20 protein-coding genes and 1 pseudogene are annotated in these 25,183 nt (G+C 37.7%); 19 read left to right on the top strand and 2 right to left on the bottom strand.

Features of this window, described 5'->3' with window-relative positions:
- Window positions 1–59 precede the first annotated feature (59 nt).
- From QUF78_RS15090 to QUF78_RS15065, 6 genes are all read left to right on the top strand, one after another.
- The gene (locus QUF78_RS15090) at window positions 60–587 is read left to right on the top strand and encodes a DUF4309 domain-containing protein (protein ID WP_289327327.1); all 528 of its coding nucleotides are present in this window, start codon (window positions 60–62) and stop codon (window positions 585–587) included.
- 221 nt (window positions 588–808) lie between these two features.
- Entirely contained in the window at window positions 809–1,252 is a 444-nt protein-coding gene (locus QUF78_RS15085; RefSeq protein WP_289325307.1) for an SRPBCC family protein, read from the top strand.
- Between the two features lie 166 nt (window positions 1,253–1,418).
- Window positions 1,419–1,682 carry a metal-sensitive transcriptional regulator gene (locus QUF78_RS15080; RefSeq protein WP_289325306.1) on the top strand — a complete coding sequence of 88 codons (264 nt, stop codon included), beginning with the start codon at window positions 1,419–1,421 and terminating at the stop codon, window positions 1,680–1,682.
- A gap of 233 nt (window positions 1,683–1,915) precedes the next feature.
- A complete protein-coding gene (gene cls, locus QUF78_RS15075) occupies window positions 1,916–3,376 on the top strand; it encodes a cardiolipin synthase (protein ID WP_289325305.1) in 1,461 nt (486 codons plus the stop codon).
- Between the two features lie 372 nt (window positions 3,377–3,748).
- On the top strand, window positions 3,749–4,498 hold the full coding sequence (locus tag QUF78_RS15070; RefSeq protein ID WP_289325304.1) for a (S)-benzoin forming benzil reductase: 750 nt from the start codon (window positions 3,749–3,751) through the stop codon (window positions 4,496–4,498).
- A gap of 238 nt (window positions 4,499–4,736) precedes the next feature.
- Window positions 4,737–5,999, top strand: coding sequence for a glycosyl hydrolase family 18 protein (locus QUF78_RS15065; protein WP_289325303.1), 1,263 nt, complete (start codon window positions 4,737–4,739; stop codon window positions 5,997–5,999).
- A gap of 207 nt (window positions 6,000–6,206) precedes the next feature.
- Here QUF78_RS15065 and QUF78_RS15060 read toward each other — a convergent pair whose 3' ends face one another.
- Window positions 6,207–7,445, bottom strand: coding sequence for an MFS transporter (locus QUF78_RS15060; RefSeq protein ID WP_289325302.1), 1,239 nt, complete (start codon window positions 7,443–7,445; stop codon window positions 6,207–6,209).
- Window positions 7,446–7,666: 221 nt separating this feature from the next.
- On the opposite strand from QUF78_RS15060, the gene QUF78_RS15055 reads away from it, so the two are divergent.
- The 10 genes and pseudogenes from QUF78_RS15055 to QUF78_RS15010 all read left to right on the top strand — a co-directional run bounded on the left by QUF78_RS15055 (window position 7,667) and on the right by QUF78_RS15010 (window position 19,407).
- Complete coding sequence (locus QUF78_RS15055) at window positions 7,667–9,382, top strand: ABC transporter ATP-binding protein (protein ID WP_289325301.1); 1,716 nt, start codon at window positions 7,667–7,669, stop codon at window positions 9,380–9,382.
- A gap of 196 nt (window positions 9,383–9,578) precedes the next feature.
- A pseudogene (gene sat, locus QUF78_RS15050) lies at window positions 9,579–9,708 on the top strand (sulfate adenylyltransferase); the annotation flags it as partial.
- Window positions 9,709–10,144: 436 nt separating this feature from the next.
- Window positions 10,145–11,131: an NAD(P)-dependent alcohol dehydrogenase gene (locus tag QUF78_RS15045; RefSeq protein ID WP_289325300.1), complete on the top strand. Its 987-nt coding sequence runs from the start codon at window positions 10,145–10,147 to the stop codon at window positions 11,129–11,131.
- Window positions 11,132–11,435: 304 nt separating this feature from the next.
- Window positions 11,436–11,960, top strand: coding sequence for a GNAT family N-acetyltransferase (locus tag QUF78_RS15040; RefSeq protein ID WP_289325299.1), 525 nt, complete (start codon window positions 11,436–11,438; stop codon window positions 11,958–11,960).
- Between the two features lie 210 nt (window positions 11,961–12,170).
- On the top strand, window positions 12,171–12,680 hold the full coding sequence (locus QUF78_RS15035; RefSeq protein WP_289325298.1) for a hypothetical protein: 510 nt from the start codon (window positions 12,171–12,173) through the stop codon (window positions 12,678–12,680).
- A 201-nt stretch (window positions 12,681–12,881) separates the two neighbouring features.
- Complete coding sequence (locus QUF78_RS15030; protein ID WP_289325297.1) at window positions 12,882–14,018, top strand: D-alanyl-D-alanine carboxypeptidase family protein; 1,137 nt, start codon at window positions 12,882–12,884, stop codon at window positions 14,016–14,018.
- Window positions 14,019–14,987: 969 nt separating this feature from the next.
- Window positions 14,988–16,436 (top strand): sensor histidine kinase, encoded by a 1,449-nt coding sequence (locus QUF78_RS15025; RefSeq protein ID WP_289325296.1) that lies wholly within the window; start codon window positions 14,988–14,990, stop codon window positions 16,434–16,436.
- Window positions 16,433–17,119, top strand: a complete 687-nt coding sequence (locus tag QUF78_RS15020; RefSeq protein WP_289325295.1) for a response regulator transcription factor — start codon at window positions 16,433–16,435, stop codon at window positions 17,117–17,119. Before QUF78_RS15025 ends, QUF78_RS15020 begins: the two co-directional genes overlap by 4 nt.
- Window positions 17,120–17,666: 547 nt before the next feature.
- Complete coding sequence (locus tag QUF78_RS15015; RefSeq protein ID WP_289325294.1) at window positions 17,667–18,365, top strand: ankyrin repeat domain-containing protein; 699 nt, start codon at window positions 17,667–17,669, stop codon at window positions 18,363–18,365.
- A gap of 82 nt (window positions 18,366–18,447) precedes the next feature.
- Window positions 18,448–19,407, top strand: coding sequence for a DUF4822 domain-containing protein (locus QUF78_RS15010; RefSeq protein WP_289325293.1), 960 nt, complete (start codon window positions 18,448–18,450; stop codon window positions 19,405–19,407).
- Between the two features lie 73 nt (window positions 19,408–19,480).
- Here the strand turns inward: QUF78_RS15010 and QUF78_RS15005 are convergent, their stop codons facing one another.
- Window positions 19,481–21,217, bottom strand: a complete 1,737-nt coding sequence (locus QUF78_RS15005; RefSeq protein ID WP_289325292.1) for a methyl-accepting chemotaxis protein — start codon at window positions 21,215–21,217, stop codon at window positions 19,481–19,483.
- Between the two features lie 1,048 nt (window positions 21,218–22,265).
- Between QUF78_RS15005 and QUF78_RS15000 the strand changes: the two genes are divergently transcribed.
- Genes QUF78_RS15000 through QUF78_RS14990 form a run of 3 tightly spaced genes read left to right on the top strand, consistent with a single transcriptional unit; the run spans window position 22,266 to window position 25,177 of the window.
- On the top strand, window positions 22,266–23,294 hold the full coding sequence (locus tag QUF78_RS15000; protein WP_289325291.1) for a TRAP transporter substrate-binding protein: 1,029 nt from the start codon (window positions 22,266–22,268) through the stop codon (window positions 23,292–23,294).
- A gap of 36 nt (window positions 23,295–23,330) precedes the next feature.
- Complete coding sequence (locus tag QUF78_RS14995; RefSeq protein WP_289325290.1) at window positions 23,331–23,903, top strand: TRAP transporter small permease; 573 nt, start codon at window positions 23,331–23,333, stop codon at window positions 23,901–23,903.
- The gene (locus QUF78_RS14990; protein ID WP_289325289.1) at window positions 23,900–25,177 is read left to right on the top strand and encodes a TRAP transporter large permease; all 1,278 of its coding nucleotides are present in this window, start codon (window positions 23,900–23,902) and stop codon (window positions 25,175–25,177) included. Before QUF78_RS14995 ends, QUF78_RS14990 begins: the two co-directional genes overlap by 4 nt.
- The last annotated feature ends 6 nt before the right edge of the window (window positions 25,178–25,183 follow it).

Here is a 25,183-nt window from a genome sequence, read left to right as displayed (position 1 = left end):
CGGTTAAAATAGTATAAGTAGTCATTATCACGAGAAAAGGGAGGATAACTTTGAAACAAGTGAATCGTTTTATCCGAAGCTTTACATTTCTAATGCTGGCATTTTTCATGTTTAGTGGGCAGGCTGTTTTTGCTTCTTCAGCTTCAATATCATCACAGTCCACGCCAGATCTCTTGATTAGGCAGATCATGGGATTAGCCTATGAATCCCAACAATCCATTAACAGTAAACCATTTTCTGTAGGTGATTCGTTGAAGAAAGTGGAAAAAGAATGGGGTACACCGGAAGATTTAAGTACTGTTGCAGCTAATTATTGGAGCCGTAATGTCCGATTTCTCTATGACGGCTCAACAGGTAGAAAAACGATTACCGCAATTGAGGATTTTGATCCGCAATTGCAAACGATTCATTTATCTAAGATGAAGGGATTGATTGGTGAACCTGTAAGTGAAGAGGAGCAAGAAGGAATGTATTATGTCACTTATACAGATTACGTAAATTATAAAGTGGTCTTCGTGTTTGAGAGCGCCTGGATTAACCCTGATCCAAAATTGAATATGTATACGGTAGAATTTGCGTCCGATTAACGAGTAAAAGGCATAAAAGGATCGTCCCGTTATTTCAGAGGGGCGATTCTTTGAATTTGAATGGTTGAAGGTTTTTAATGATCCAAATCTTTTAACTCGTATATAAAACAAATCCAAGAGGTAATATCGTGAAAATTTGTTTCCGTATCTAACCGTTCTATTCAATATTGTTCAGCCATACATTAAAAAGATGTAAGTAAAATGTTTAAGGGGGAACTGCTTTGTCAGAAGGTGTGCATAGTATCATATTACCTGTTCCAATAAAAACAGTATGGGGATTTGTCAGTGTCATAGATCGTTGGGCACCTCTTGTCCCAGGATATATCAATCATGTGATGATAAATGATGGGACACTTATATGGGAGTTTAAAAGCGATTTGGGATTAATGAAAAAGAAAATTAAACTTGAAGTGAATATATTGGAATGGAACGAACCCGATAAGGTAACATTTAAACTTAAGGGATTAAATGAAAAATTTGATGGGCATGGTTATTTTCTTGCAGAACAGTGCGGAAATGGACAGACTAAAATGACTGGTTGCCTGGCTATCTCGGCAAAAGGAGCTAAAGCTCCTATAGTAAATGCTTTGTTAAAAACCTATGTTCCCCAAATGACGATCGAGTTTTCTGAGGCTGTTGCACAGAGTCTTCTTGTAGAAAAATAGAAATTACATATGGAGCTAGGATATTGGCACTTGACAAAAATACGTAAGTGGTATGTATTATAAATTGTAAGATTTTTATCAAGCTTCATTTAATACTGAATGGGTTTTGTGATGGATGTCTGGATAGGATTCATAAGTAATAGGCAGGGTAGGAGGCCGACCTCACATGGAATATGATAAGCAGATGAAAAATAGAGTGAAGCGAATTGAAGGTCAGCTTCGTGGGATATTGAAAATGATGGAGGAAAACAAAGATTGTAGAGATGTAGTAACGCAGTTATCTGCCACTAGATCCGCTATCGATAGGACAATTGGGGTTATTGTAAGTTCCAATCTCGTAGAATGCGTTCGTGAGGCTAATGAAACCGGAGAAAAGAATCCCGAAGAGCTAGTCAAAGAAGCTGTGAATTTATTAGTGAAAAGTCGGTAAAAACTCGCATTTTTTATAAATGTGAGTTGGGGATTTTAAGAGAATGGTTATAAGACTACCTGACATACTGGGAAAATTTAGTGTGCGGGTGGATGGATTGCTTTAAATGGGCCTCTACAGAAAGAGGCCTATTTTTGTGAATTCTCTGTTTTCCTTTTCTAATAAGCAAATCCTTTGATATAGAGAATTTGCATGTTATCCTTAAAGGGATAAAAATTGAGTGAGGGTATGCTATGGAATTTACGCATGTTACATCGGTTTTGCTCGGCCTCGTTATCATTCTTAATATATTATTTGCCACGATTGTCATATTTTTTGAAAGAAGGGAAGCGAGCACGACCTGGGCTTGGTTATTGGTGTTATTTTTTCTGCCTGTAGCCGGTTTTATTTTATACCTCCTATTTGGAACGAGTTTAAGGCACGCCCACTTATTCCAATGGGAGGACAAGAAGAAGATTGGAATTGAAGAAATCCTTGATAAACAGATGGAAGATCTTTCTATGGATCATTTTCCCTTTCGAAATGCTTCTTCGAGTAATTATCGTGATTTGATTTATATGCACCTCCGAAACAATGATGCCGTTCTTACGGAAGATAATCAAGTCGATATTTTTACGGAAGGAAAAAGGAAGTTTGACCAGCTTTTTAAAGATATTGAAGAGGCCGAAAACCATATTCATATACAATATTACATCATCCAAAGGGACGGCCTAGGTAAGCGATTCATTGAAGCTTTGACTAGAAAGGCTAATGAAGGTGTCAAAGTTCGCCTTCTTTATGACGAGCTGGGTTCAAGAGGAATGACTAAAAGTTTCTTCAGGGAATTTAGGCAGGCAGGAGGACGAGTGGAGGCATTTTTTCCATCCAAGTTAAAATTTATTAATTTACGGTTGAATTTCCGTAACCATCGAAAGTTAGTCATTATAGATGGAAAGGTAGGGTATGTTGGAGGCTTTAATGTTGGGGATGAATATTTAGGGCTTAATCCAAAATTCGGTTATTGGCGTGATACACACCTTCGAATAAAGGGTTCGGCTGTCAAAGCCATTCAAACACGTTTTATCCTGGACTGGAATCAGGCTTCAAAGCACCATGATATAACTTATCAGCCTCATTATTTCCCTACAACTTTAAAGCCTCAAGGCAATATAGATTTGCAAATTGTGACAAGTGGACCGGATTCTGAATGGGAACAAATTAAAAATGGCTATATTAAATTAATTTCTTCAGCAAAGAAATCGATTCTCATTCAAACACCTTACTTCATACCTGATGCAAGTTTATTGGATGCACTCAAAATTGCCAGCTTATCGGGATTAGATGTAAAGATCATGATTCCGAATAAACCTGATCACCTTTTCGTTTATTGGGCAACAACGTTCAATGCAGGGCAGTTATTAAGAGCAGGAGCTAAGATATACATCTATGATAACGGCTTTATACATGCTAAGATGATCGTGGTGGACGAAGAGGTCTCTTCGGTGGGGACTGCTAACATTGATGTCCGAAGTTTTAAATTGAATTTTGAAGTCAATGCCTTCATATATGATGAAGGAATAGCCGAAACACTGACAAGGATTTTTTATAAGGATGTCGAAGTCTGCAGGCACCTTACAATTGAAGAGTTCGAAAAGCGATCAAAATGGATCCGCTTTAAAGAGTCCATTGCTAGGCTGGTATCACCGATTTTATAGCTTAATAAATAAGCAGCCATTACTATAAGGGCCGCTTCAGACTGTAGACAAACTCGAGAAAAGCGGGTTTGCCTGCATTTTTTATTTAAAAAACATTCCAGCTGTTTTAGAAATCCGTTCCCTGTCAGCTGACTGTCTGCCAAAGTCTCCTCTGGTGTCTCGGCTAGCAAGTTTTTCGGCAGGAGTGTCTCATAAAATCTTGAAGTATAACCAATCTTATTTTAAGGCGTGGTATTCATTCCCTCGATTAAATCGTGAAAGGGAATGAGACCATTCCAAACCTCGTTTTGTCGACCAAAAGAAGCGGCCCTTTACTATATGGGCGGCTTCTTTTGGTACAATAGATAATGATTCAAAAAAGGGGGGAATGCCGTGAAAACTTTTATAATCACAGGTGCTTCAAAAGGTTTAGGTGCAGCGATTGCCAAGGGATGTTTGCGGACAAGTGATCATTGCATTTTAGTTTCCCGTACAGCTCATCCTGAAATGGAGGAGATGGCTGACCAATCCGGGACGAAACTTACTTTTATATCGATGGACTTGAATGAAACTGAAAAGTTACCTTCCTTGGTCAATGAGATTCTTGCTGCTGTCGATGAAACAAGTGACATTTTCTTCATTAATAATGCAGGTGTCATTGAACCGATAAAGCCGGTAGGAAACCTTGGTAAAGTAAATTTGGAAACCAGCATGCGGGTGAATTTCATGGCACCCATCGTATTGGCGGATGAATTCGTTAAACAGACTAAGGACTGGAACCGAAAGAAGGTAATGGTGAACATATCTTCAGGTGCAGCAAAAAATCCTTATCATGGTTGGGCAGCCTACTGCAGTACCAAGGCGGGGCTAGAAATGTTCACCCGGGTTGCAGGGTTGGAACAGGGTAAAGTGTCGTTCCCTACGTCTCTTATATCTTTTTCACCAGGTGTAATGGACACGGAGATGCAAGGGACAATCCGGTCAGCAGACGAACGGGACTTTTCCGATCGAGACAAATTTCATGATTATAAAGAGAAGGGCATGTTAAGGAGCCCTGAATTTGTAGCAGAAAAACTATTGAAGCTTCTGGAGGTGGAAGATTTGGAGAATGGGAAGTTCTACGATATTAAGAATTTGCTTTGATGTATGGAAGAATGGCTGAAACAGAAATCGATTGATGTCCTATAGCGTGGGGGGTTTCCTTTTTGGACAGCCTCTTTTTTAGTAATCCTTTATTCCAATTCACTTAAACCTCCCCGTTTATAAATATTGCATCTGAAGACTAAAAATCCAAGATATCATCATTAGGAAATATGATAATTCGTTCTATCTAATTACCTGGATAACATAAACTTTTTGGAGGGGGTTTGGAGGGTTTTGAATGACGATCATTATTGTAAAAAAGGGAGACAGTCTTTGGCAAATTGCTACGAAAAATAAAGTTGACCCATCGAGGATTATTGAAGTCAACGGATTGGAATCAACAGCTTTGGTTCCTGGCCTGGCACTGTATATACCTGATGAAAATGTGGTGAATCGGAGGTATCTAATTAAAAGTCGGGATACCCTCTCTGGAATCGGCATTCGTTTTGGAACGAGTGCAGCGGCAATCACGAAGGCAAATCCAGGACTTGTGGCGAACTCGCTAAAGGTCGGCACGGAAATTTTGATACCGTCTCCTTACAAAAATCAATTGATTACGCTGGGGTTTGCCTTCCCGGATTCAGGCGGAGTAGTATTTGAAACACTTGAGGAGAATGGTGATAAATTATCCTATTTAGCCATTGTAGCTTATACCTTTACCAATGAAGGCTATGCATTCGCTGATGGTGATGATCTCCCCCTTATCGCGAAATGCGAGCAGACCGGGGTGACGCCGCTATTGATGATCCGGAACTTTAAAGACGGTGATTTTGATGCTGACTTGGCGGGTGGTGTCCTTAATAGTCCAGTATACAGAGCGAATTTAATCAATAGTATGCTGAATTTCGTTAGGGAGAAAGGCTATGGGGGTGTCAGTATGGACATCGAATTCATCCCGCCTGCCAGACGTTCTGATTATGTGCTTTTTTTAAAAGAATTAAAGGAAGAGTTGAACGAACTGATTCTGCATGTGAACGTACATGCAAAAACAGCGGATAATCCTGATAATCGAATTGTAGGCGGTCATGATTATCGGGGGATTGGAGAGGCAGCCGACCTTGTTGCCGTGATGACCATTGATTATGGGTATCCGACTGGCCCACCTGAACCAATTTCCCCACTTTGGTGGATGGGCGAGGTTCTCCGTTATGCATTGTCGAAAATACCTGAATATAAATTGCAGTCGGCATTTCCTATGTATGGATACGATTGGATAGTCCCAAGCCATGAGACAAAGGCTTTATCAGCTCAAAATGCCCAAAATCTTGCCATTGCAACTGCGGCGGAAATCACTTTTGACACTTCAGCGGCTTCACCTACCTTTACTTATCGAAGAGAGAATTCGAATCATGTTGTGTGGTTTGAAGATATTCGTTCGATAAGTACAAAATATGAAGTGATTGATGCATATGAACTGATAGGTGCAACTTATTGGCAGATAGGTTTGGAATTCCCACAGAATTGGGCGTTTATCGAACAGAATATCTTGATTATCAAATAGAATTATTGGGTGCATGCGGAGATAAGAGAAGTTGAGGATATTTTTGCTTGTTTGGTTGTGTGACTTTTTTCAGGGCCAAGCCAATCACACCAAGCAAGATTTATGAGCGCCAATCGTGTTCGACTGGCCTTGAAACCAATAAAAAGAAAGGAGCCATGGAAAACAAAGGCTCCTTTTCTTTAACGGTGAATCGAAAGGAATGCAAGATCAGCTAGGCATATTGGATGACTTGACAGTGATTGAGTGCAACTCCTTCCCATGTAAGTCCTTCCTTTTAAAAATTGCATAAAGAAAGGCAAGGAATATCAGGATGGAAGAAAATTGGAACGTTGTTTTGACACTGTATGTTTCCGTTATATAACCCAGCAGTAAGACAGAACTGGCAAATGTAAGATTGATGACCGCTCCCCAAACTGAATAAATTTTCGCAAGAGTCTTTTCCGAAGCATGGTCTTGGAATAGCTTTGTGTAAATCACTTCCCGGATTTGTTCCGGAAGACCGTACAGGCATGCCAGCAGCAAAGCCAAAGCAGGAATATTGGTAGTTCCAAAAAGCAGGATCAACAGTGAACTGAGAAATAGGCCGAAAGTGATGAAGAATCCTATATATTTTTCTAGTAACTTGGCAAAACGGATGACGATCAATCCACTGAAAATCATGCCGATAAAGTAGCTTGTGTTAATGTATCCCCACCACTCCTCACCAAGTTGCAGGTTCTGTTCAACATACACATATATAACGGCAGCTACCCACACGCTTGAAGCTAGAGTTGTGATAAAATCAATGGAAATGAGTGTACGGATAGTTGGAATTTGGCGAATCGCAATCCATCCGGATTTAATCGAATCCCAGTTTGACGGATGAACAGTGTCCGTTGTTTGTCCTGAGACTTCAATTTTTACTGTATAGAACGTTGAACCTGCAAATAGTATGACCGTTAGCCAAATAATGATACTGCTGTTGGTACTTATTAATAAAACGGAACCGAGTGGCCATCCTGCTACAAAGATGATCTGGGTGACCACATTCAAGAAACCATTCGCTTTCATCCGTTCTTCCATTGGAACTAATTGTGGAACCAAAGCTGCGCTAACCGGGGCAGCGACTCCATCCAATAATGAAATCAAGGCAATGAAGAATATAACCGGAACAGCAATACCATGATTGGTAATTGTTATATAGATTCCTAGGACAACGATTAAGATAGTTTTCCACCATTGAGATTGTACAAGGATTCTTTTTAACGGAAACCTGTCGATGACAACGGGGGCAAGCAGACTGCTGATAAATCGAAAAATCGTTGTAGTGAAAGGGAGCAAACTCAAATAAAAAGCCGATCCCGTTAAGGTATATAATAGTGAAATCAACCCGACTACATAAAATATATCCCCTAGATTTGCAAACGCCTGACCTATCCACAGGGACCGAAAAGATGTGTTTTTCATGAATACCATCCTTTTGCGAGAATAAAGTCCATTGATATTTAGAATGGATTTTTTTATTTACACTGGATTCACTCCTTCATTTAATAGAATGCTTGAGCCGGGTTGGGCTGGTTTATATAGATGATTTTACCATAATATGAACATGACGGTTCTGAAATGCTTGCTGATTATTGAATATGGAATTATACTCCTTAATATATGTATAAAAGGAGAAAAATTTGATGATTCGACGTTTTGCTTCATATTACCTGCCGCATAAGCGGTTATTCATTATTGACTTCTTCAGTGCAGTGGTCGTTGCTGTACTTGAACTCGCATTTCCGCTAGCCGTTCAGTGGTTTATAGATACACTGCTGCCTGGGGACGATTGGTCGGCAATTGTTACGGTAAGTGCCGGTTTGTTCCTTCTTTATATCATTAGTACCTTCTTACAGTTCATCGTAGGGTATTGGGGTCACAAATTGGGTATAAATATTGAGACTGATATGCGTGAGGAATTATTTGAACATGTGCAAAAACAATCTTTTCGTTTTTTTGATAACACGAAAACCGGTCATATCATGAGCCGCATAACCAATGATCTGTTCGATATTGGTGAACTTGCTCACCATGGTCCCGAAGATTTATTCATTGCATTCATGACTTTTATAGGCGCATTTTGGATTATGTTGACAATCAATGTGAAACTGGCACTCATATCGGTTTGTATTTTACCATTCCTCGTTTTATTAATTGTCATAAGTAATTTAAAGATGAATAAAGCCTGGAAGGAAATGTATACAGAAGTTGCGGATGTAAATGCCCGTGTGGAAGATAGCGTCTCTGGTGTGAGAGTTGTACAATCCTTTACGAATGAAACATATGAAATGAAACGATTTTCTACTAATAATCGCAGATTCCGTAAAGCTAAACTTCTAGGATATAAAGTAATGTCCTTTAGCTTATCAGGCATTTACATGATGACGAGGTTTATGACCCTTGCCGTGTTGGTGATGGGAGCCTGGCTAACTTTTCATGGGCAGCTCTCATATGGTGAACTGGTTGCATTCGTCTTGTATGTTAACGTACTATTTAAGCCTATCGACAAAATCAGTGCGTTGATGGAACTCTATCCAAAAGGGATGGCCGGCTTTAAGCGTTTTACGGAACTTCTGGATGTAGCGCCTGATGTCGAGGATAAAAAGGATGCAATCGCGGTATCTACCCTATTAGGGGATATTTCCTTTAAGGACGTTTCTTTTAATTATGAAGACAAAAAATCCGTGTTAAAAGGTATTGATCTTACTATTAAAGCAGGTGAAACCATCGCTTTTGTCGGGCCATCAGGAGCAGGGAAAACGACCATATGTTCATTGATCCCACGATTTTATGATGTTAATGCCGGTTCAATTTCAATTGATGGGATCGATATTCGAGAGATGACGAAAAAGTCATTGAGGTCACAAATTGGCATTGTCCAGCAAGATGTGTTTCTTTTTACAGGAACTGTAAAAGAGAACATTGCGTACGGAATGCTTGATGCAACGGATGAACAAATTCTGGAAGCCGCAAGGAAAGCCCATTTAGAGACTTTCATTGAAGGACTACCAGAAGGTTATGAGACACAAATAGGAGAACGTGGTTTGAAATTATCGGGAGGACAGAAACAACGAATTGCAATAGCAAGGATGTTTTTGAAAAATCCGCCAATATTAATTCTCGATGAGGCAACCTCTGCACTTGATACTGAAACGGAAAGAATAATTCAGCAGGCCCTTACTGAACTAGCTGAAAACAGAACAACGTTAATCATCGCGCACCGATTGGCAACTATCCGAAACGCTGACAAAATCGTTGTAGTTACGGAAGAAGGGATTGCTGAAGAGGGCGGTCACGATGATTTACTTAAGCAGGGGGGCATTTTTGCCAATCTGCATCAATTACAATTCCAAAAATGATAAAAAGCTATATGTCCTCACGAGGATATATAGCTTTTTTAATAGAATTTGAATGGAGTTCAATCAATAATGACCAGATAAACGACAATTTCAAAATGACGTTTCAAAAGGAATCAAACAGATAAACTTTTAATGAAGTAATTGAGAATGGGATAAACATTTGCCGTTATTTAGATTCGGTAAAAAAAGAAATTGAACGAGGAATCCTGTATACCGAGCACATGAATACTAGCAAAACTGCATTGGAATCCGTTGATGGACTATTATTGCATCTCTTGTCGGTGAACGAAAAAGATGATATACCCGCTGATGTTCGAAGGGAAACTTGAGTTAACGCGTCTTGAGGTGGCTGAAGTACTTATAAGAGGCATGAAGATACAAGGATCCGAGTAAGCTATTGTAAACGCGTTTAAAGAGATTATTCAAAATCGATTATAGGAGGGGATGCGGAATAATTAAAGAGTGCAATACTTAAATTCAAGCTAAACTCCTTAATATTCCATTTTCTGCTTACTTTCTGACGACACCCTCGGAGATCTTACTCACCCATGTCTCAACGGTTCATATTTATATGTATGCTGTTCGTAAGTTTCCTCCTTAAGATGAGTTTTGGCTTGTGTACTCTCATCATACTGAGGGGCTCTATTTTTTTAAAGCCGATATATAATCCTCTACAGGAATGCTAACGGAGCAAGATAGTTCAAGAACAGTTATTGAAGATTCGTAGATATTAAGTGGATTTAACGAATTGGAGGAGGATTAATGAAAGCAATTGTGTACACAAGGTACGGTCCCCCTGACGTTCTTCAACTGAAAGAGGTAGAAAAGCCTACTCCTAAGGAAAATGAAATACTGGTGAAAGTGAAAGCGACAACGGTAACAATGGGGGATATTCGGTCACGGAGCTTTACAGTTCCCCTCTCTGTTTGGCTGCCTGCTCGAATAATAATGGGATTAAGACGTCCCAAGAAATCCATTTTGGGCTTGGAGTTATCTGGGGAAGTTGAGTCAGTAGGTAAAGATGTCAAGTTGTTTAAAGCAGGTGACCAGGTTTTTGCAGCTTCCCAAGTGGGGTATGGTGCTTATGCCGAGTATAAGTGCCTGCCTGAAGACGGACCAATTTCGATTAAACCCAATAATTTATCTGTTGAGGAAGCCGCAGCCATTCCAATTGGGGCACGTACAGCATTGTTTTATCTTAGAAAAGCTAACATTCAGAGTGGTCAAAAGGTTCTTGTCTATGGTGCTTCAGGAAGTGTAGGAAGTTATGCAGTACAAATTGCCAAGTATTTCGGAGCAAAAGTTACCGGGGTTTGCAGTACTACGAATTTAGAATTGGTAAAATCTCTTGGAGCCGATAAGGTCATCGATTACACATCAGAGGATTTTTCCAGAGATGGTGAGACCTATGATGCTATCTTTGAAGCTGTAAACAAGAGTCCGTTTTCAGCTTGTATGAAATCGCTAAAGAAGGACGGAACCTATCTAAATGTCACCGTACCGTTACCTGGTGTTCGAATGCTATGGACTAAATTGACAACCAGCAAGAAGCTGATATTGAGTCAAAATTCACCTGAAACCCCCGAAGCTCTGAACTTCCTCAAAGAACTTGTTGAAGCGGGGAAGTTAAAAGTGGTCATTGACAGATATTATTCGTTTGAAGAAATAGTTCAAGCCCATAGATATGTCGAGAAAGGACACAAGAAGGGTAATGTCGTAATAAGTATGGAACCTAACAGCAAATCCTAATAAATGAAGCTCTATCCAATCACATCAGGGCAAGTAATTTGGAATCCATACATCATGAAATGTGTTTATAGGTTGGAAACCACGGAAAAACAAAAGTGAGTTTACAATCGAGCTCTCAAAAAGCTAAAGGTGCGTTCTTATTAAAAGGTTAGCCGGTTCATACTGGTTGACCTTTCTTAAAATTGGAAATCTAATACATCAGTAGCCAGGGTAGTATGTACGGGTGTTATTGAGGAGTGCCTCTGATCGAAATAGGCCATGAATTTTTTAGAGGAATCTAGTTTTAAGCAAAGGGAGTGGAAAAATGTTTCCTATACTAGAAACAAACAGGTTGGTCTTAAGAGAATTGGTCGAAGGTGATGCATTAGATATATTAAAATGTTTTTCCAATCCAGATGTATTACGATATTATGGGCAAACTCCGTTGACAAATACAGATCAAGTGAAGCAAATAATTAGAAATTTTTCTAAGAATTTCGATGAAAAACGTGGTATTAAATGGGGAATTGAATTGAAAGGGAAGGAAGGCATCATTGGAACAATAGGATTTCAAGAATGGTCTCATGAACATAAGAGAGCAGAACTGAGCTATGCACTTTTCCCAAATTATTGGGGTAACGGTTATGCAACAGAAGCTGTCAGCAAGGTGATTTCTTATGGTTTTGAAGAGCTTGACTTAACGCGTATTGGAGCGATTGTTTTTATTGAAAATAAAGCATCCGATAAGTTGTTGACAAATTTAGGTTTCATTAAAGAAGGGATATTGAAAAATTATATGTACCAAAATGATGTTTCATTTGATACTAATCTATATTCTTTATTAAAGTAAAAATCCTAATGCTATTAAACTAACGCATCCTTAGTTGTAGATCTGAGCTGTCTATAAGGCAGCTTTTTCTTTATGCATCGATCTGGGCTGGTTAGTTTAACAAGGATAATTCACGATTTGTATAGAAGGTAGAGTGAAGGCACATTTGCTGGAAATGAGGTGACGTCGACTATCATAAGGAAAATTCTTATTTTATTGTTTTTGTTTGTATTGTTTCTTGGTTTAGTTGCTTGCAACATAGATGTGGTCAATGAAAATGGTAAGGAAAAAGAAGAGAAACCAGATAAAGAAGAAAATGTGGTCAATGTAAAAGACGCAGAAAAATTATTTATAGATTATAGTACAGAACTTTATACCATTAAAGATCCATCCAATCCCCCAACTTTTGATGAAATCGCAGAAAGTATTAAAGTATATTTAACAGAAGAACAATATGATGCAGAAATCGCAAACCGTAAATTTCAAATACCAGAATTGGTATCCAAACAAATTAAAAAAAGTATTGAAGTGCAAGATATAAAACTTGAAGAACAAAGCAAAAATGATGATGGCACAATAGATTACTTATATATAATGAAATTTAAAGTTTATGACGAGAACTCATCTAAAATTTATGAGAAAGAAGGAGAACTAACCCTTTCCACCACAAAAAATAAATTAAAAATCGATCGTGATTGGAGTAGAGGAGTGAAGATTGACGGTTTAGATGGTGGACTTTAATACAATTTGATTTAGGGGTTTTAGAGCTTTGCGTTTGTTCTGTAATTATAGAAAGGCATATATTAGTTATGTCTAAATAGAGGTTCTTTTTGTTTTCAATTATTTTATTACCTAACCTATAATCTTTCAAATTGGAAATAGGAAGAATGACCCAGTGACATTAATTGCTTAACGATATATCTTAAAGCTGAGGTGTTCTAAATGACAAAACTAAATAAAATAACGAGATTGCTAGCTACCGGTTTTGCCTTCATTATTTTATGTTCAGGTTTAATCGGTTTTAACCATGCAATTATTAAGGGGTTAGAACCAAATGTAGCTAATGCAGCAACTGTAACCTATACAGCAACTGCTAACCTGAATGTCCGTACAGGTCCTTCTACAGCCAATAAAATTATAGCAACCGTTAAACCGGGCACAAAGCTAACGGTATCTGGAAAAGACGTGAATGGTTGGCTAAAGGTTAGCTTAAACGGTCAAACAGGTTATGTTAGTAGTAAATATGTAAAAATATCAAACTCTGGCTCTAGTACAGTTACTGTAATCTATACAGCAACTGCTAACCTGAATGTCCGTACAGGTCCTTCTACAACTAATAAAATTATAACAACCGTTAAACCGGGCACAAAGCTAATGGTAACTGGAAAAAATGCGAATGGTTGGCTAAAGGTTAGCATAAACGGTCAAACAGGATATGTTAGTAGCCAATATGTAAAGGTATCCCCTCCGTCTTCTGGCGCCATACAGGTTGTTGCAAAGCCTGAAAGTATTCCAGTTCTAGTCAATAAAAAAAATAAGCTACCAGAAAATTATGTACCAAAAGACTTAGTATATACGTCGATACCGTTTACTTTTAAAGAAAAGACAGAAAAGAGAAAAATGCGAAGTGAAGCAGCTGCTGCCATTAACAAATTATTTGCGGAATCCAAGAAGCAGGGAGTAAGTCTCCTCGGTGTATCTGCGTACAGATCACATGCTACACAAGTTGCTCTATTTGATTATTATGTAAAAAGGGATGGTTATGCAAAAGCTACCACATACAGTGCGATACCTGGAACAAGTGAACATGAAACAGGCCTCGCTATTGATGTGACAGGGGGAAATGGTAAATGCGCGGCACAGGATTGCTTTGGAGGTACTAAAGAAGCAAAATGGCTACAGGCACATGCAGATGATTATGGCTTTATTATCCGATACCCTAAAGGAAAAGAATCAGTTACTGGTTATAAATATGAACCATGGCACCTTCGATATGTAGGCAAATCTACAGCTCAAACTATTATGAGCCACGGAATTACTCTTGAAGAATATTATAATACTAGAGCCGTTCAAAACTAAAGGAATTACCCTGAAGATATATCGATTTTAGTGCTAAAACTTTAATGCCTATACGTAATGGCCAGCCTCATCAAAAACTTGATGAGGCTATTTATTATTAGGTAAACTACCAAGAATTATGTAAAAGAGATAGAGTTTATACACTTAAAAATCAAACTATTTCTATATATAAATCACAAGAAAAGAATCCATTTTGATTAATATCTCAGAAAAAGACCAGAATTTTAAACATGGTCTTTTTCAATCCTCTGAAATTTTGATAAGCTATCGGACGTTCGTTAGATATTTTGCATGTACATATTTTGTTTCCTTACGTTCTGAATTTTGAACCAAGGAACTGCTCTTGGAATTTTATTTTACTTTCGATACCATTTGATACATTCCATGATGTACTTTGAAAACCGGCATTTTTTGTTTACTTGAACGGTAACCTTGTATATATCATATTTTTAATAAACTTTACTCGTTTTTTGGGTATTTATATTCATAATGGAAGGTGCCTGTATCTAGTTTTGTTGAAGGAAATGGAAACGTTGCTGAGTTTTTATTTTGACAGCTGCCAATCGTGGCAAAATGCAAGAAATACATCGGTTAGTAAGCATCTTGAAAAACAGGCGGTAACCTTTTCTTACGGAACTATAGGGGAGTTATAGTTATTAAGAAATATTGGATGATTTATGAACTATACGATGATTATAATAGGAAGTATAAAAAAAAAATTTTTACCAAATAAATTTTGCTGGATACCACAGATCTTCTTTATTCTAAGGGCATTCTGTTTGAATCGATTAGGGTGAAAATCTTAAGGGTTTTTTCTATGTATTTTAGAAAGTTTTAAGATTTGTGTGATATGGTTCTTTTAGTTCTGGAAAATTATCGTGGGAAACAGCATATTGCCGACAAGAACATTAGATAAACGATGAACAATCTAAAAAGAGTAAACGTGAGATCGACACGGGGTGAATATATTTGTCAATTAAAATGAGGTTTCTGTTGTCCTACGTTGGAGTAATCCTTATTTCCATCACTTTATTTTTAGCAGCCGGATTTTTACTTATTTTTGCAATAACAGGTGATGTGAAATCGATAGAGCATTTATACAAAAAATCTTATCTCCAAAAACCTTTGACTGCAGTAGAGGAAAGTGTGTTTCTCGATTTAAAGCTTTTGGCAAAAAATAACCCTGAGCAGCTTCTAAACGAAAATCAGCTGAAGAAGATTGAACATAAGGATATTAAGATTGTCGTTAGAAAAGATAAAAACATTGAGTATGCTTCCCAAACACTAGATAAGCTAGGATTGGTTCCATCACTTCCCAAGTTCGAAGAAACGAACATCAATACGCGGGACACAATCAAAATGAAAGACTCTTTTTTCACATATGTGAAGTTTGATTTTTATTTTTCGGATAAAAGTGAAGGAAGTATTTTTGTATTGAGAAAGGCAAGTTCCTATGCCGAGTTGACCCGGGAATTGTTTCCCATTTTATTCGCTCTATTGCTATTATTGTTTGTAATGATTATAGGACTTCTAAATTATTTAGTTTCACGAAGCATCATTAAACCCATCTCAATACTAAAAGAAGGCGCAGAGCGGATAAAATCAGGAGATTTAAACTTTGAAATAAAAGCGTCTTCGAATGATGAAATCGGACAATTGAATAGAGCGTTTGAGGAAATGAGAAAAAAGTTAAAAGAGTCCGTAAACCTTCAGCTTCAGTATGAGGAAAATCGCAAAGAACTCCTTTCCAATATTTCTCATGATTTGAAGACACCGATCACTTCGATTATGGGATATGTTGAGGGGATAAAAGACGGGGTAGCAAACACCCCGCAGAAAATGGACAAGTATTTATCAACTGTATACCTTAAAGCAAGAGATATGGATACATTGATAGATGAATTGTTTTTATTTTCCAAGCTGGATTTAAAAAAAGAACCATTCACTTTTGAAACGGTCAGACTAGATAAATATTTGAAAGACTACGTAGAAGAACTTCAACTGGATTTACTTCAACAAGGAATTCATATTGAACTTCATTTGATGAATAAACCGATATATGTGACAGCGGATAGAGAGAAATTAAAACGCGTATTGGCCAACCTAATCAGCAATTGTATAAAGTATATGAATAAAGATGAAAAACACATTTCCATTTCTCTTCATGAAGGTCTATATGATGTAGTTGTACAAGTAACAGATAATGGCTATGGTATAGAATCTTCTGCTTTGCCTTATATTTTTAACCGCTTTTATCGTGCTGAGCAATCTAGAAATTCTCGGACAGGTGGAAGTGGTTTAGGACTTGCGATCGCAAAAAAAATTATCGGCGAGCATGGAGGAGATATTTGGGCTACTAGTGAAATAGGAAAGGGTACAAGTGTCTTCTTTTCCATAAAGAAAGGTGAGGAAATGTGAAAAAGATATTACTTATTGAAGACGAAGTCAGTATTGCAGAATTGCAAAGGGATTACTTGGAAATTAATGATTTCAGTGTCGATATTCAATATACAGGTGATGCAGGTCTCCAACAGGCCCTTCAGGGAAATTATCATTTAATCATTTTGGACATCATGCTTCCAGGGTTGAATGGATTTGAGATTTGCAAACAAATACGTGCTGTCAAAAATATCCCGATATTGCTTGTTTCCGCCAAAAAGGAAGATATCGATAAAATTCGGGGGCTTGGTCTAGGGGCAGATGATTATATTACAAAGCCCTTTAGTCCAAGTGAACTAGTTGCAAGAGTAAAGGCGCATTTAGCGCGTTATGAACGTTTATCAGGAAGTCACCCCAAATCCAATTCCATCTATGTTCATGGAATTTCTATAGATAAGTCAGCACGCAGAGTTCATATAAACGGAGAGGTGATCCCGTTTACAACAAAGGAATTCGATACGTTAGTGTTTTTTGTCATGCATCCGAATCAAGTATTAAGCAAAGAGCAGCTTTATGAAAATATTTGGGGATTGGAATCGGCTGCAGATGTTTCGACTGTCACCGTCCATATCAGGAAACTACGTGAAAAAATTGAAAGAGATCCTGCACATCCTAAATTTTTGGAAACTGTTTGGGGAGCAGGATATCGCTTTAATGTTTAAATAGTATGTTATATGACCCGTCACGAAGGTGGCGGGATTTTTTTATAAACATTAAGAAATTTTATTAATAAGTTAATCTTTTTTTAAGGAATTGTTTAGAGGGAGTTTAAGAATAAGCACTATCATAATGTAGACGGAATAACAAAGCGACTAAAAATTAAAAGGGAGAAAAAATCCTCATGGATAGAACAAACCATTTTATTGGCACATCAGTATAACTGAAAAAGGAGGAAGCGGCTAATTCATTGCTACCGATTCTATTGATTAATGGAACCAAATGACCCGAAAAAACACGTGGAATGACAGTAATTCAAGAAGTGTACCGTAAAATGGGAAGCCATTTCTCTGAGACAGTTAGACTTTAATCCAGGGGCGAACCTTGTCCTATGTGGCAAGGGCCATACGATGGCCGCCCGCAGTTTGCTGCTTCCCAAAAGAAAAGCTGCTTAATCCCAAATCGCATGTCATAGCAAAAGGCGATCAAAGCCTTTTGCTTTATGGTTCAAGCGCAAAAATAATAACAAATAATTACAGGATGGTGTGCTTCATGTGGAGACGGCTATCAATTTTCATTGGATGCTTTTTCATCCTTCAAGGATGTGTCTTAGATAATGAAAGAGAGCTAAATAAACAAGAAAAGGAGACAGGCAAAGGTATGAATGAAGAACTGATCCAAGCTGCAGAACGTAAAGACACGGAAACGGTAAGAAGGTTGATCGAGCAAGGTGCAGATATTAATACACAGGACACAGAAGGGCGAACTGCCACTATGATTGCGACTTATATCAATGATGTAGAGACTGCAAAAATACTAATTGAAGCGGGTGCCGACGTCAACATCCAGGATAACATGGAAAATAACCCTTTCTTGTATGCCGGTGCAGAAGGTTTTAAAGATATTCTAAAACTTACGATTGAAGCAGGTGCCGACCCGACAATTACTAACAGGTATGGTGGAACGGCTTTAATCCCAGCTTCGGAACATGGATACGTGGATATTATTAAAGAACTTGTTACTACTGATATGGATATCAATCATGTAAATGATCTCGGTTGGACAGCTTTGCTAGAAGCCATCATTTTGAATAATGGTGATGGGAGACAGCAACAAACAGTGCAATTGTTGATTGATCATGGGGCTGATGTCAACAATCCTGATAAAAATAATGTGACCCCTTTACAACATGCACGCAAGAAAGGATTTAAAGAGATTGAACAAATTTTACTAAAAGCAGGAGCAAAATAACCAGATCATAGATGAATCTATAAAGTCAATATTTGCACTACTAAATAATAAATACAACAATATACAATGAGGAGACAAAAAAATGAATAAAAAATCAAAAATTTCATCTTCTATACTACTGGGGTTAACATTGACCATAACGGGATGTAACACAAACGCACAAGACAATCAAAGTGCACAGAAACATGAACAAACTGCTAAAGAGAGTAAACAAGAAAATAAGTTAACCGAAGGACAGGAATTGACTAAAATCCTTAGTAGCACGAATTGGCAAGGTACAAAAGTTTATGATAAGAATAATAATGACTTAACAATGGAGAATGCTAACTTTATTGGTCTTGCGAAATATGACGATGAAGCATCCAGATATGAATTTTTTGATAAAAATACCAAAAAAAGTCGTGGTGATAAAGGAACATTCTTTATCACCAACGGGAAGATGCGAGTGTTAATTTCAGAATCAATGGGTTACCAAGCTGTTGTTGAAATAACAGAACTGAATAAGGATATGTTTACCTATAAAAGAATGGGTAAAGATGCTAATGGTAACGACGTAGAGGTGTTTGTTGATCATATTCCTTATAATGAAACAGAACTTACATTTACTGATCCAGATAAAACTTTGGAAACTTACACAGGGGAAGTAGATACAGACGTTGATGGAGACAAAATTTTATCTAGCACCCCATGGCAAGGAACAGTGGCCTTGGATGAAAAGGGAAATGATGTATCTAGCTATAATTCGAATTATTTAGGTCTAGCAAAATTTGATGATAAAACAAATAAGTATGAATTTTTTGATGCTAAAACCGGTGAAAGCCGAGGTGATTACGGCTATTACGATGTTGTACATGGAAATAAGATAAGAGCCCATGTTTCACAAGGGAAAAATAAGTATGGCGCAGTTCTTGAACTTACAGAACTTAATGAAAATAAATTCACTTATAAAAGAATCGGTAAAGATAAAGATGGAAAAGAAATAACGATAACAGTTGAACATATCCCTTATGAAGGTGATTTGAAACTAAAATCAACTAGGTAATATAAAAAAGGGATTTTGCATTAATAGCAAAATCCCTTTTTTTAGATAGTAATAGAATAGTGGTTCAAGTTTTTTACGCGTTAAACTGTTCAACAGATGTTTCTAGGTCATTAGCGAGTTTTACCATTGATGAGGTCGAGGAAGAGATGTCCTCCATGGATTTTGCTTGTTGATCGGTTGAATGTGCCACGTGCTTTGAAGCCTTGGCTGTTTCCTTCGTTAACCCAGCAAATTCTTCTATCGAAGCATTGATTTCCTGTGAACTTGCGGCCATTTGCTCGGTAATGGCGGATATTTCTTGAATTTGCTCACTAACATGCTCAAAAGATTTTATGGTCTGTTTAAAAGTTTTTTTTGTATTCAGGACAAATTTTGTCCCTTCCTCTACCTCTTTCGTTCCAGCTTCCATCATTTTCACTGATTTATTTATGATGGATTTAAAATTAAGCAGGGACTCTTGTATATTGATCGCAGATTCCTTGGTGCCCACTGCCAATTTCCGTACCTCGTTAGATACCACCGCAAAACCTTTACCCTGTTCACCGGCTCTAGCAGCTTCAATAGCAGCATTTAATGATAGCAGGTTTGTTTGCTCTGCAATTCCTGTAATTAAATGTACAATATTCACAATCTCATTTGCTTGTTCGTCCAATTTTTTTATTTCTGAACTTGTTTGCAGCATAACATCTTTTACTTGTAAAATTTGATTTGAGAGTTCATTAATATCTTTATTTCCAATGGACATTCTTGTTGAAACATGATTTGTTTGTTCACTGACTTCTGACGAAGCTTCGGCAATTCTTTGTATCCCTATGGTCATTTCCTCGATGACCCTAGATGATTCTTCACTTCTGTACAATTGCACTTCTGTAGCTCCTGCAACTTGTTGAATGCCTTTAACGATATATTGAGTGGAGATATCCATTTCTTTGATTTTGTGTTCGATATCACTTGATGAATCCAAAAGCAGTAAGGATGATTGTTTCATGGAGTTGACGATCATCATTGTGTTGGCAATCATTTCTTCAAAGGATTTCACTAAAACGTTGATTTCGTCGTTTCCGTTTACCCTCGTTTGGCCAATCAGCTCATTGGCTGTTAATAAATTTCCATTGGAGATTTCCTTTGCAGCCATGCTGACCTTGTGAAGGGGGCTTAACTTTCTAGTCAAGAACCATATTAGAGCACCCACTATGATTGCCATTAAGATTACATTGATTATTATTGTTAGGGGAAGGATCCCATTAAGAACCTTGCTGGCAGTAGCATCGACTTTGCTGGCATCAATATCTACCCCTAATATTCCAATGACCTCTTCGCCTTTCATTATTGGAACAAAAACGGATAAATAGTCACCATAATCAGGGTCATGAACAATGGAAGTGGTAGAAACCTTTCCCTTCATAACGCTTTCAACATCCTGATATGCAGTTACGGTTGTAGGGGTTAAAATTGGCGATGCTTTTTTATCTCCCTTACTCATTCCATCTATAAGAATATGAACTTTTTCGCTTTTTTCATTAATCCCCAATGTATATACATATAGTGCTCCAGTTTTTTGTTTAAAATCGTTTAACTGTTCGCGTATTTCCCAATAGGTTGGGGTTTCAGATTGATTACTTAAAAAATCAGCATAAGACGTTGGATTAATGCCTTGAGCAATGTTGCTTGCTAAGTCTAAGCTACTCGTGGCTATTGTTTTCTCTACCGTATCATTTGTACTCTTATACATTAAAAGTAAACTTCCGATTAATGCAACGATCATGCCTACTAAAAGAACAAAACCTATTTTCGTACTAAGTCTATTCATCTTTGTCTTTTCCTTCCCGTTTTATATATTAACCAGCATGTTCTATATATCGGTAATAAATAGATATCTTTAATGAGCCCCTGTTAAAAGCCTGGGGTAGAGTTTTTTAACCGGATGTAAGAGAGGTTCATAATGAATGGTCTCAATAAAAAAAATTTTATCAATGGCAAGGATGAAAAAGATGTATCTATTAAAATGAACTTTTGAAGGAAAAGGGCAGGTCAATATACTTAATAACAAGGGGAAAATTAAACAAGCGAATACCACTCTAATGAAGCGGAAGATCAAATATGAAAATCAAATATTGGCCGAAAGCATCATATCATTTGATATCCCGAAAAAATTTTAACAAGTAAAAAATTTATCTTATTTTCATTTAAAGGGTCTAACTTTTTCTAATAGGATAGAGTGGATTAAAAAAATAAACTTTAGCCGTGGTAATGATTGTTTAAATAATGTCGCCTTAACCAAATGGAAAGTAAAGTAATTCTTAAAGGGAAGGCTGATTATTCAGCTGGCAAAACGAAATTCCGACTCAAAGCTCTGTAAAAAGAAGTAGAAGAATGTACTTTAAATAGAACCTTTGGTTTTGTTTGGTTCCCTATCTTAGAAATATCTTAGTATAGAAAAAATCAACTTTCATCTTGCCTGTTTTGATTCTGCAATTGCCTGACTGGAAAGGGCGTTGGTTAAAAAGTTTTAATGATTGACATATTGATATGTGACAAAAGGAGTATTTTTTTAATTGTTATAAAATTCAAAAAATGGTTTGACTTTAGTAAAAATGGAAGCTTATAATCAACGTAAGATCCTGAATTTGAAAACAGGGTTTTACATTATAGAACAAATTCTTCGCCTTATAGAAAAGTAATAAATGCATATGTAAAACGTCATAAGCGGTAAAGTGTTTTCCTTACTCCGAGTAAAACAAAAACGGGGTTTTACATTATAAAACGATTTCACCTTTGGCTTATACAAGAGTATGGAGAAGTAATTAATTTCAGCTCGTTATGATAACGCTTACAAAAAACTTTGGGGAGGGTTTTATTTGAAAAAAAGAAAGCTTTTTGTATTCTCCACAGGCTTTACTTTTGCAGTGGCATTGCTTTTATCAGGATGTGGTGGTGGTGAAGGAGAAAAAACCAGCGGATCTGGAATTGAAAAGAAAACGATTAAAGTGGCACATTATTTTGCCGAAAATCATCCTCAGAACATTGCCTTAAAAGAAAAATTTAAAAAAATGGTTGAAAAAGAGAGTAATGGTGAACTTAAGGTTCAGATTTATGCAAACAGTACATTAGGTGCAGAGAAAGAATTCTATGACGGTGTCAGAAACGGAACAATCGAAATGGGTGTTCCCGGGCTAATCATGCAGTCGGACATTCCGAAAATGGGTGTTCCGGAATGGCCATTCCTATTTAGGGATTACGACCATGTAAAGAAGGTATTGAATGGACCTATTGGAGAGGAATTGACAGAAGAGCTTGATCCAAAACATGGAGTGACACCTCTTTCATGGAGTGCAAATGGATTTAGGATGTTTTCGAGCAATCGTCCAATCAAGAGTATGAAAGATTTTGATGGACTTCGACTTAGAATGCCGAACATCCCTAATTACATAAAATTAGGTGAATCATTAGGGGCAAACGTAAGCCCATTACCTATTTCAGAAGTTTTTACCGCACTTGAGCAAAAGGTGGTGGATGCTCAAGATAATCCCATTGCCACGCTGAGATCCTCGGGGTGGAATGAAGTTCAAAGTGATGTTCTAGAATCCAAGCATATGTTCAGCCCCAATATTTACATTATTAATAGCAAATTCTTTAACGGTCTTACAAAGGAACAACAAAAAATCATTCAAAAAGCAGCAAAAGAGTCGGCAGCATATGAGTTTGATTTGATGGAAAAAAGTTACGAAGATGACAAAGCATTTCTTAAGGATAATGGTATCAAGTTCACTAAGCCTGACGAAGATTTTTCACAAAAAATGTTAAAAGCATCTCAACCTGTTTATGATGAAGTCTTTGAGGAAAATGACTGGGCAGAAGAGCTTGTTGGAAAAATAAAAGCAGAATAATGCAGGCGCTCTAGATAGGAAGGGGGAGATGTATAGGTGAATAAAATTTCCAGAATCTTAGAAAATTCGTTGAACATTATTATGGCTGCTGCGTTAGCAATAATGGTCGTACTCGTGTTTGGTAATGTAGTTCTTCGTTATTTCTTTAATTCAGGGATTACTTGGTCAGAAGAAATGTCAAGATATCTCTTTATTTGGTTGACGTTCCTCGGCGCCATCGGAGCTTTCAAAAACAAAGAACACTTGGGTGTCGACATGGTCATCAAACGGCTCCCAATTAAGATGAAAAAAGTGGTACTCGTTATTAGTGATTTGTTGATGCTTTTCGTTCTTCTCCTGATCCTGGATGGCAGCTGGAAAATGACGTTGATAAACATTGACAGTACAGCACCAGCCACTGGCATGCCACTGGCATTTGTATATGGGACAGGTATTCTTGTGAGTGTTTCAATGGGCAGTATGATCATTTTCAACTTGTATCGGATTTTCTTCAATAAAATTAAAGACGAAGAATTAGTGATGATAAGTGAGTCAGAAGAGTTAATTTCTCTCCATGCTGATGAATTTGCTTCAGATATTAGGGTAGCTAAGGAGGAGAAACAGGGATGATAGGTGTATTTGTCGGATCTTTACTGGGAGCCATGGGACTTGGAATACCTATTGCCTTTGCCTTACTTGTGAGTAGCGTAGTGCTAATGTACTTCCTTGGTATTTTTGATAGTCAAATTATCGCGCAAAACCTTATCAGTGGTGCGGATAACTTTCCTCTAATGGCCATACCGTTTTTTATGCTGGCTGGAGAAGCGATGAATCGGGGCGGATTATCACGGCGTATCGTTGAGATGGCAATGAAGATGGTTGGCCATATCAAAGGAGGTCTTGGTTATGTAGCGATCATTGCAAGTGTGTTGTTTGCAAGTTTATCCGGATCTGCTGTTGCAGATACAGCAGCGCTTGGAGCTATATTGATTCCAATGATGGTGAAATCTGGTTATGATGTGAACCGGTCAAGTGGGTTAATTGCATCAGGTGGTATCATTGCTCCGATCATTCCACCAAGTATTGGCTTTATCATTTTTGGTGTCGCGAGTGGTGTGTCCATTACAAAGCTGTTTATGGCAGGAATCGTACCAGGTATTTTACTTGCGGTTGGACTTACGGTTACCTGGGCCATTGTTGCACGAAAAGATAAAGTCGCGATTAATCCTCGAGCATCAGCAAAAGAAATACTTATCTCACTCCGACAAGGCATTTGGGCTCTATTCCTGCCAGTCATTATCATTGGGGGGTTGAAATTCGGACTATTTACCCCGACTGAGGCTGCAGTGGTGGCTGCAGTTTACGCAATATTTGTCGGTCTTGTAATCTATCGTGAAATGAAAGTGAAAGATTTGTACGATGTCTTTGTTCATGCAGGAAAAATGACAAGTGTGGTCATGTTTCTGGTCGCCGCAGCACTAGTGTCATCCTGGCTGATAACTGTAGCCGATTTACCTGGCCAGGTAATTGGATTACTGGAACCATTCATGGATCATCCATTCCTTCTATTAATAATGATTAACTTACTGGTTATCGTAGTTGGAACTGCAATGGATATGACGCCGACAATCCTTATTCTTACACCTGTCTTGATGCCATTGGTGGTCGCTGCAGGAATCGACCCAGTTTACTTTGGTGTCCTGTTTATCCTGAATAATGCCATTGGTTTACTTACACCACCGGTCGGAACCGTATTAAATGTCATGTGTGGCATAAGTAAAATCAGTATGGAAGATATCATGAAGGGAATTTGGCCTTTCTTGCTCGTGGAAGTAATTGTATTGATCTTGTTAATTTTGTTTCCTTCCTTAGTAATGGTTCCTCTAGAATGGTTTACCTCCTAACGGAAT

Source organism: Peribacillus sp. ACCC06369 (assembly GCF_030348945.1).
Taxonomy (GTDB): domain Bacteria; phylum Bacillota; class Bacilli; order Bacillales; family DSM-1321; genus Peribacillus.
The sequence above is the reverse complement of the archived record's forward strand: the minus strand, read 5'-3'. Positions and strand labels throughout refer to the sequence as shown.

Bases quoted from the DNA above. Each gene is read 5' to 3' on its own strand.
- QUF78_RS15030 (WP_289325297.1), top strand. From the start codon at position 12,882: ATGACAAAACTAAATAAAATAACGAGATTGCTAGCTACCGGTTTTGCC.
- QUF78_RS15055 (WP_289325301.1), top strand. From the start codon at position 7,667: ATGATTCGACGTTTTGCTTCATATTACCTGCCGCATAAGCGGTTATTC.
- QUF78_RS15065 (WP_289325303.1), top strand. From the start codon at position 4,737: ATGACGATCATTATTGTAAAAAAGGGAGACAGTCTTTGGCAAATTGCT.
- QUF78_RS15010 (WP_289325293.1), top strand. From the start codon at position 18,448: ATGAATAAAAAATCAAAAATTTCATCTTCTATACTACTGGGGTTAACA.
- cls (WP_289325305.1), top strand. From the start codon at position 1,916: ATGGAATTTACGCATGTTACATCGGTTTTGCTCGGCCTCGTTATCATT.
- QUF78_RS15060 (WP_289325302.1), bottom strand. From the start codon at position 7,445: ATGAAAAACACATCTTTTCGGTCCCTGTGGATAGGTCAGGCGTTTGCA.
- QUF78_RS15045 (WP_289325300.1), top strand. From the start codon at position 10,145: ATGAAAGCAATTGTGTACACAAGGTACGGTCCCCCTGACGTTCTTCAA.
- QUF78_RS15040 (WP_289325299.1), top strand. From the start codon at position 11,436: ATGTTTCCTATACTAGAAACAAACAGGTTGGTCTTAAGAGAATTGGTC.
- QUF78_RS15005 (WP_289325292.1), bottom strand. From the start codon at position 21,217: ATGAATAGACTTAGTACGAAAATAGGTTTTGTTCTTTTAGTAGGCATG.
- QUF78_RS15015 (WP_289325294.1), top strand. From the start codon at position 17,667: ATGTGGAGACGGCTATCAATTTTCATTGGATGCTTTTTCATCCTTCAA.
- QUF78_RS14990 (WP_289325289.1), top strand. From the start codon at position 23,900: ATGATAGGTGTATTTGTCGGATCTTTACTGGGAGCCATGGGACTTGGA.
- QUF78_RS15080 (WP_289325306.1), top strand. From the start codon at position 1,419: ATGGAATATGATAAGCAGATGAAAAATAGAGTGAAGCGAATTGAAGGT.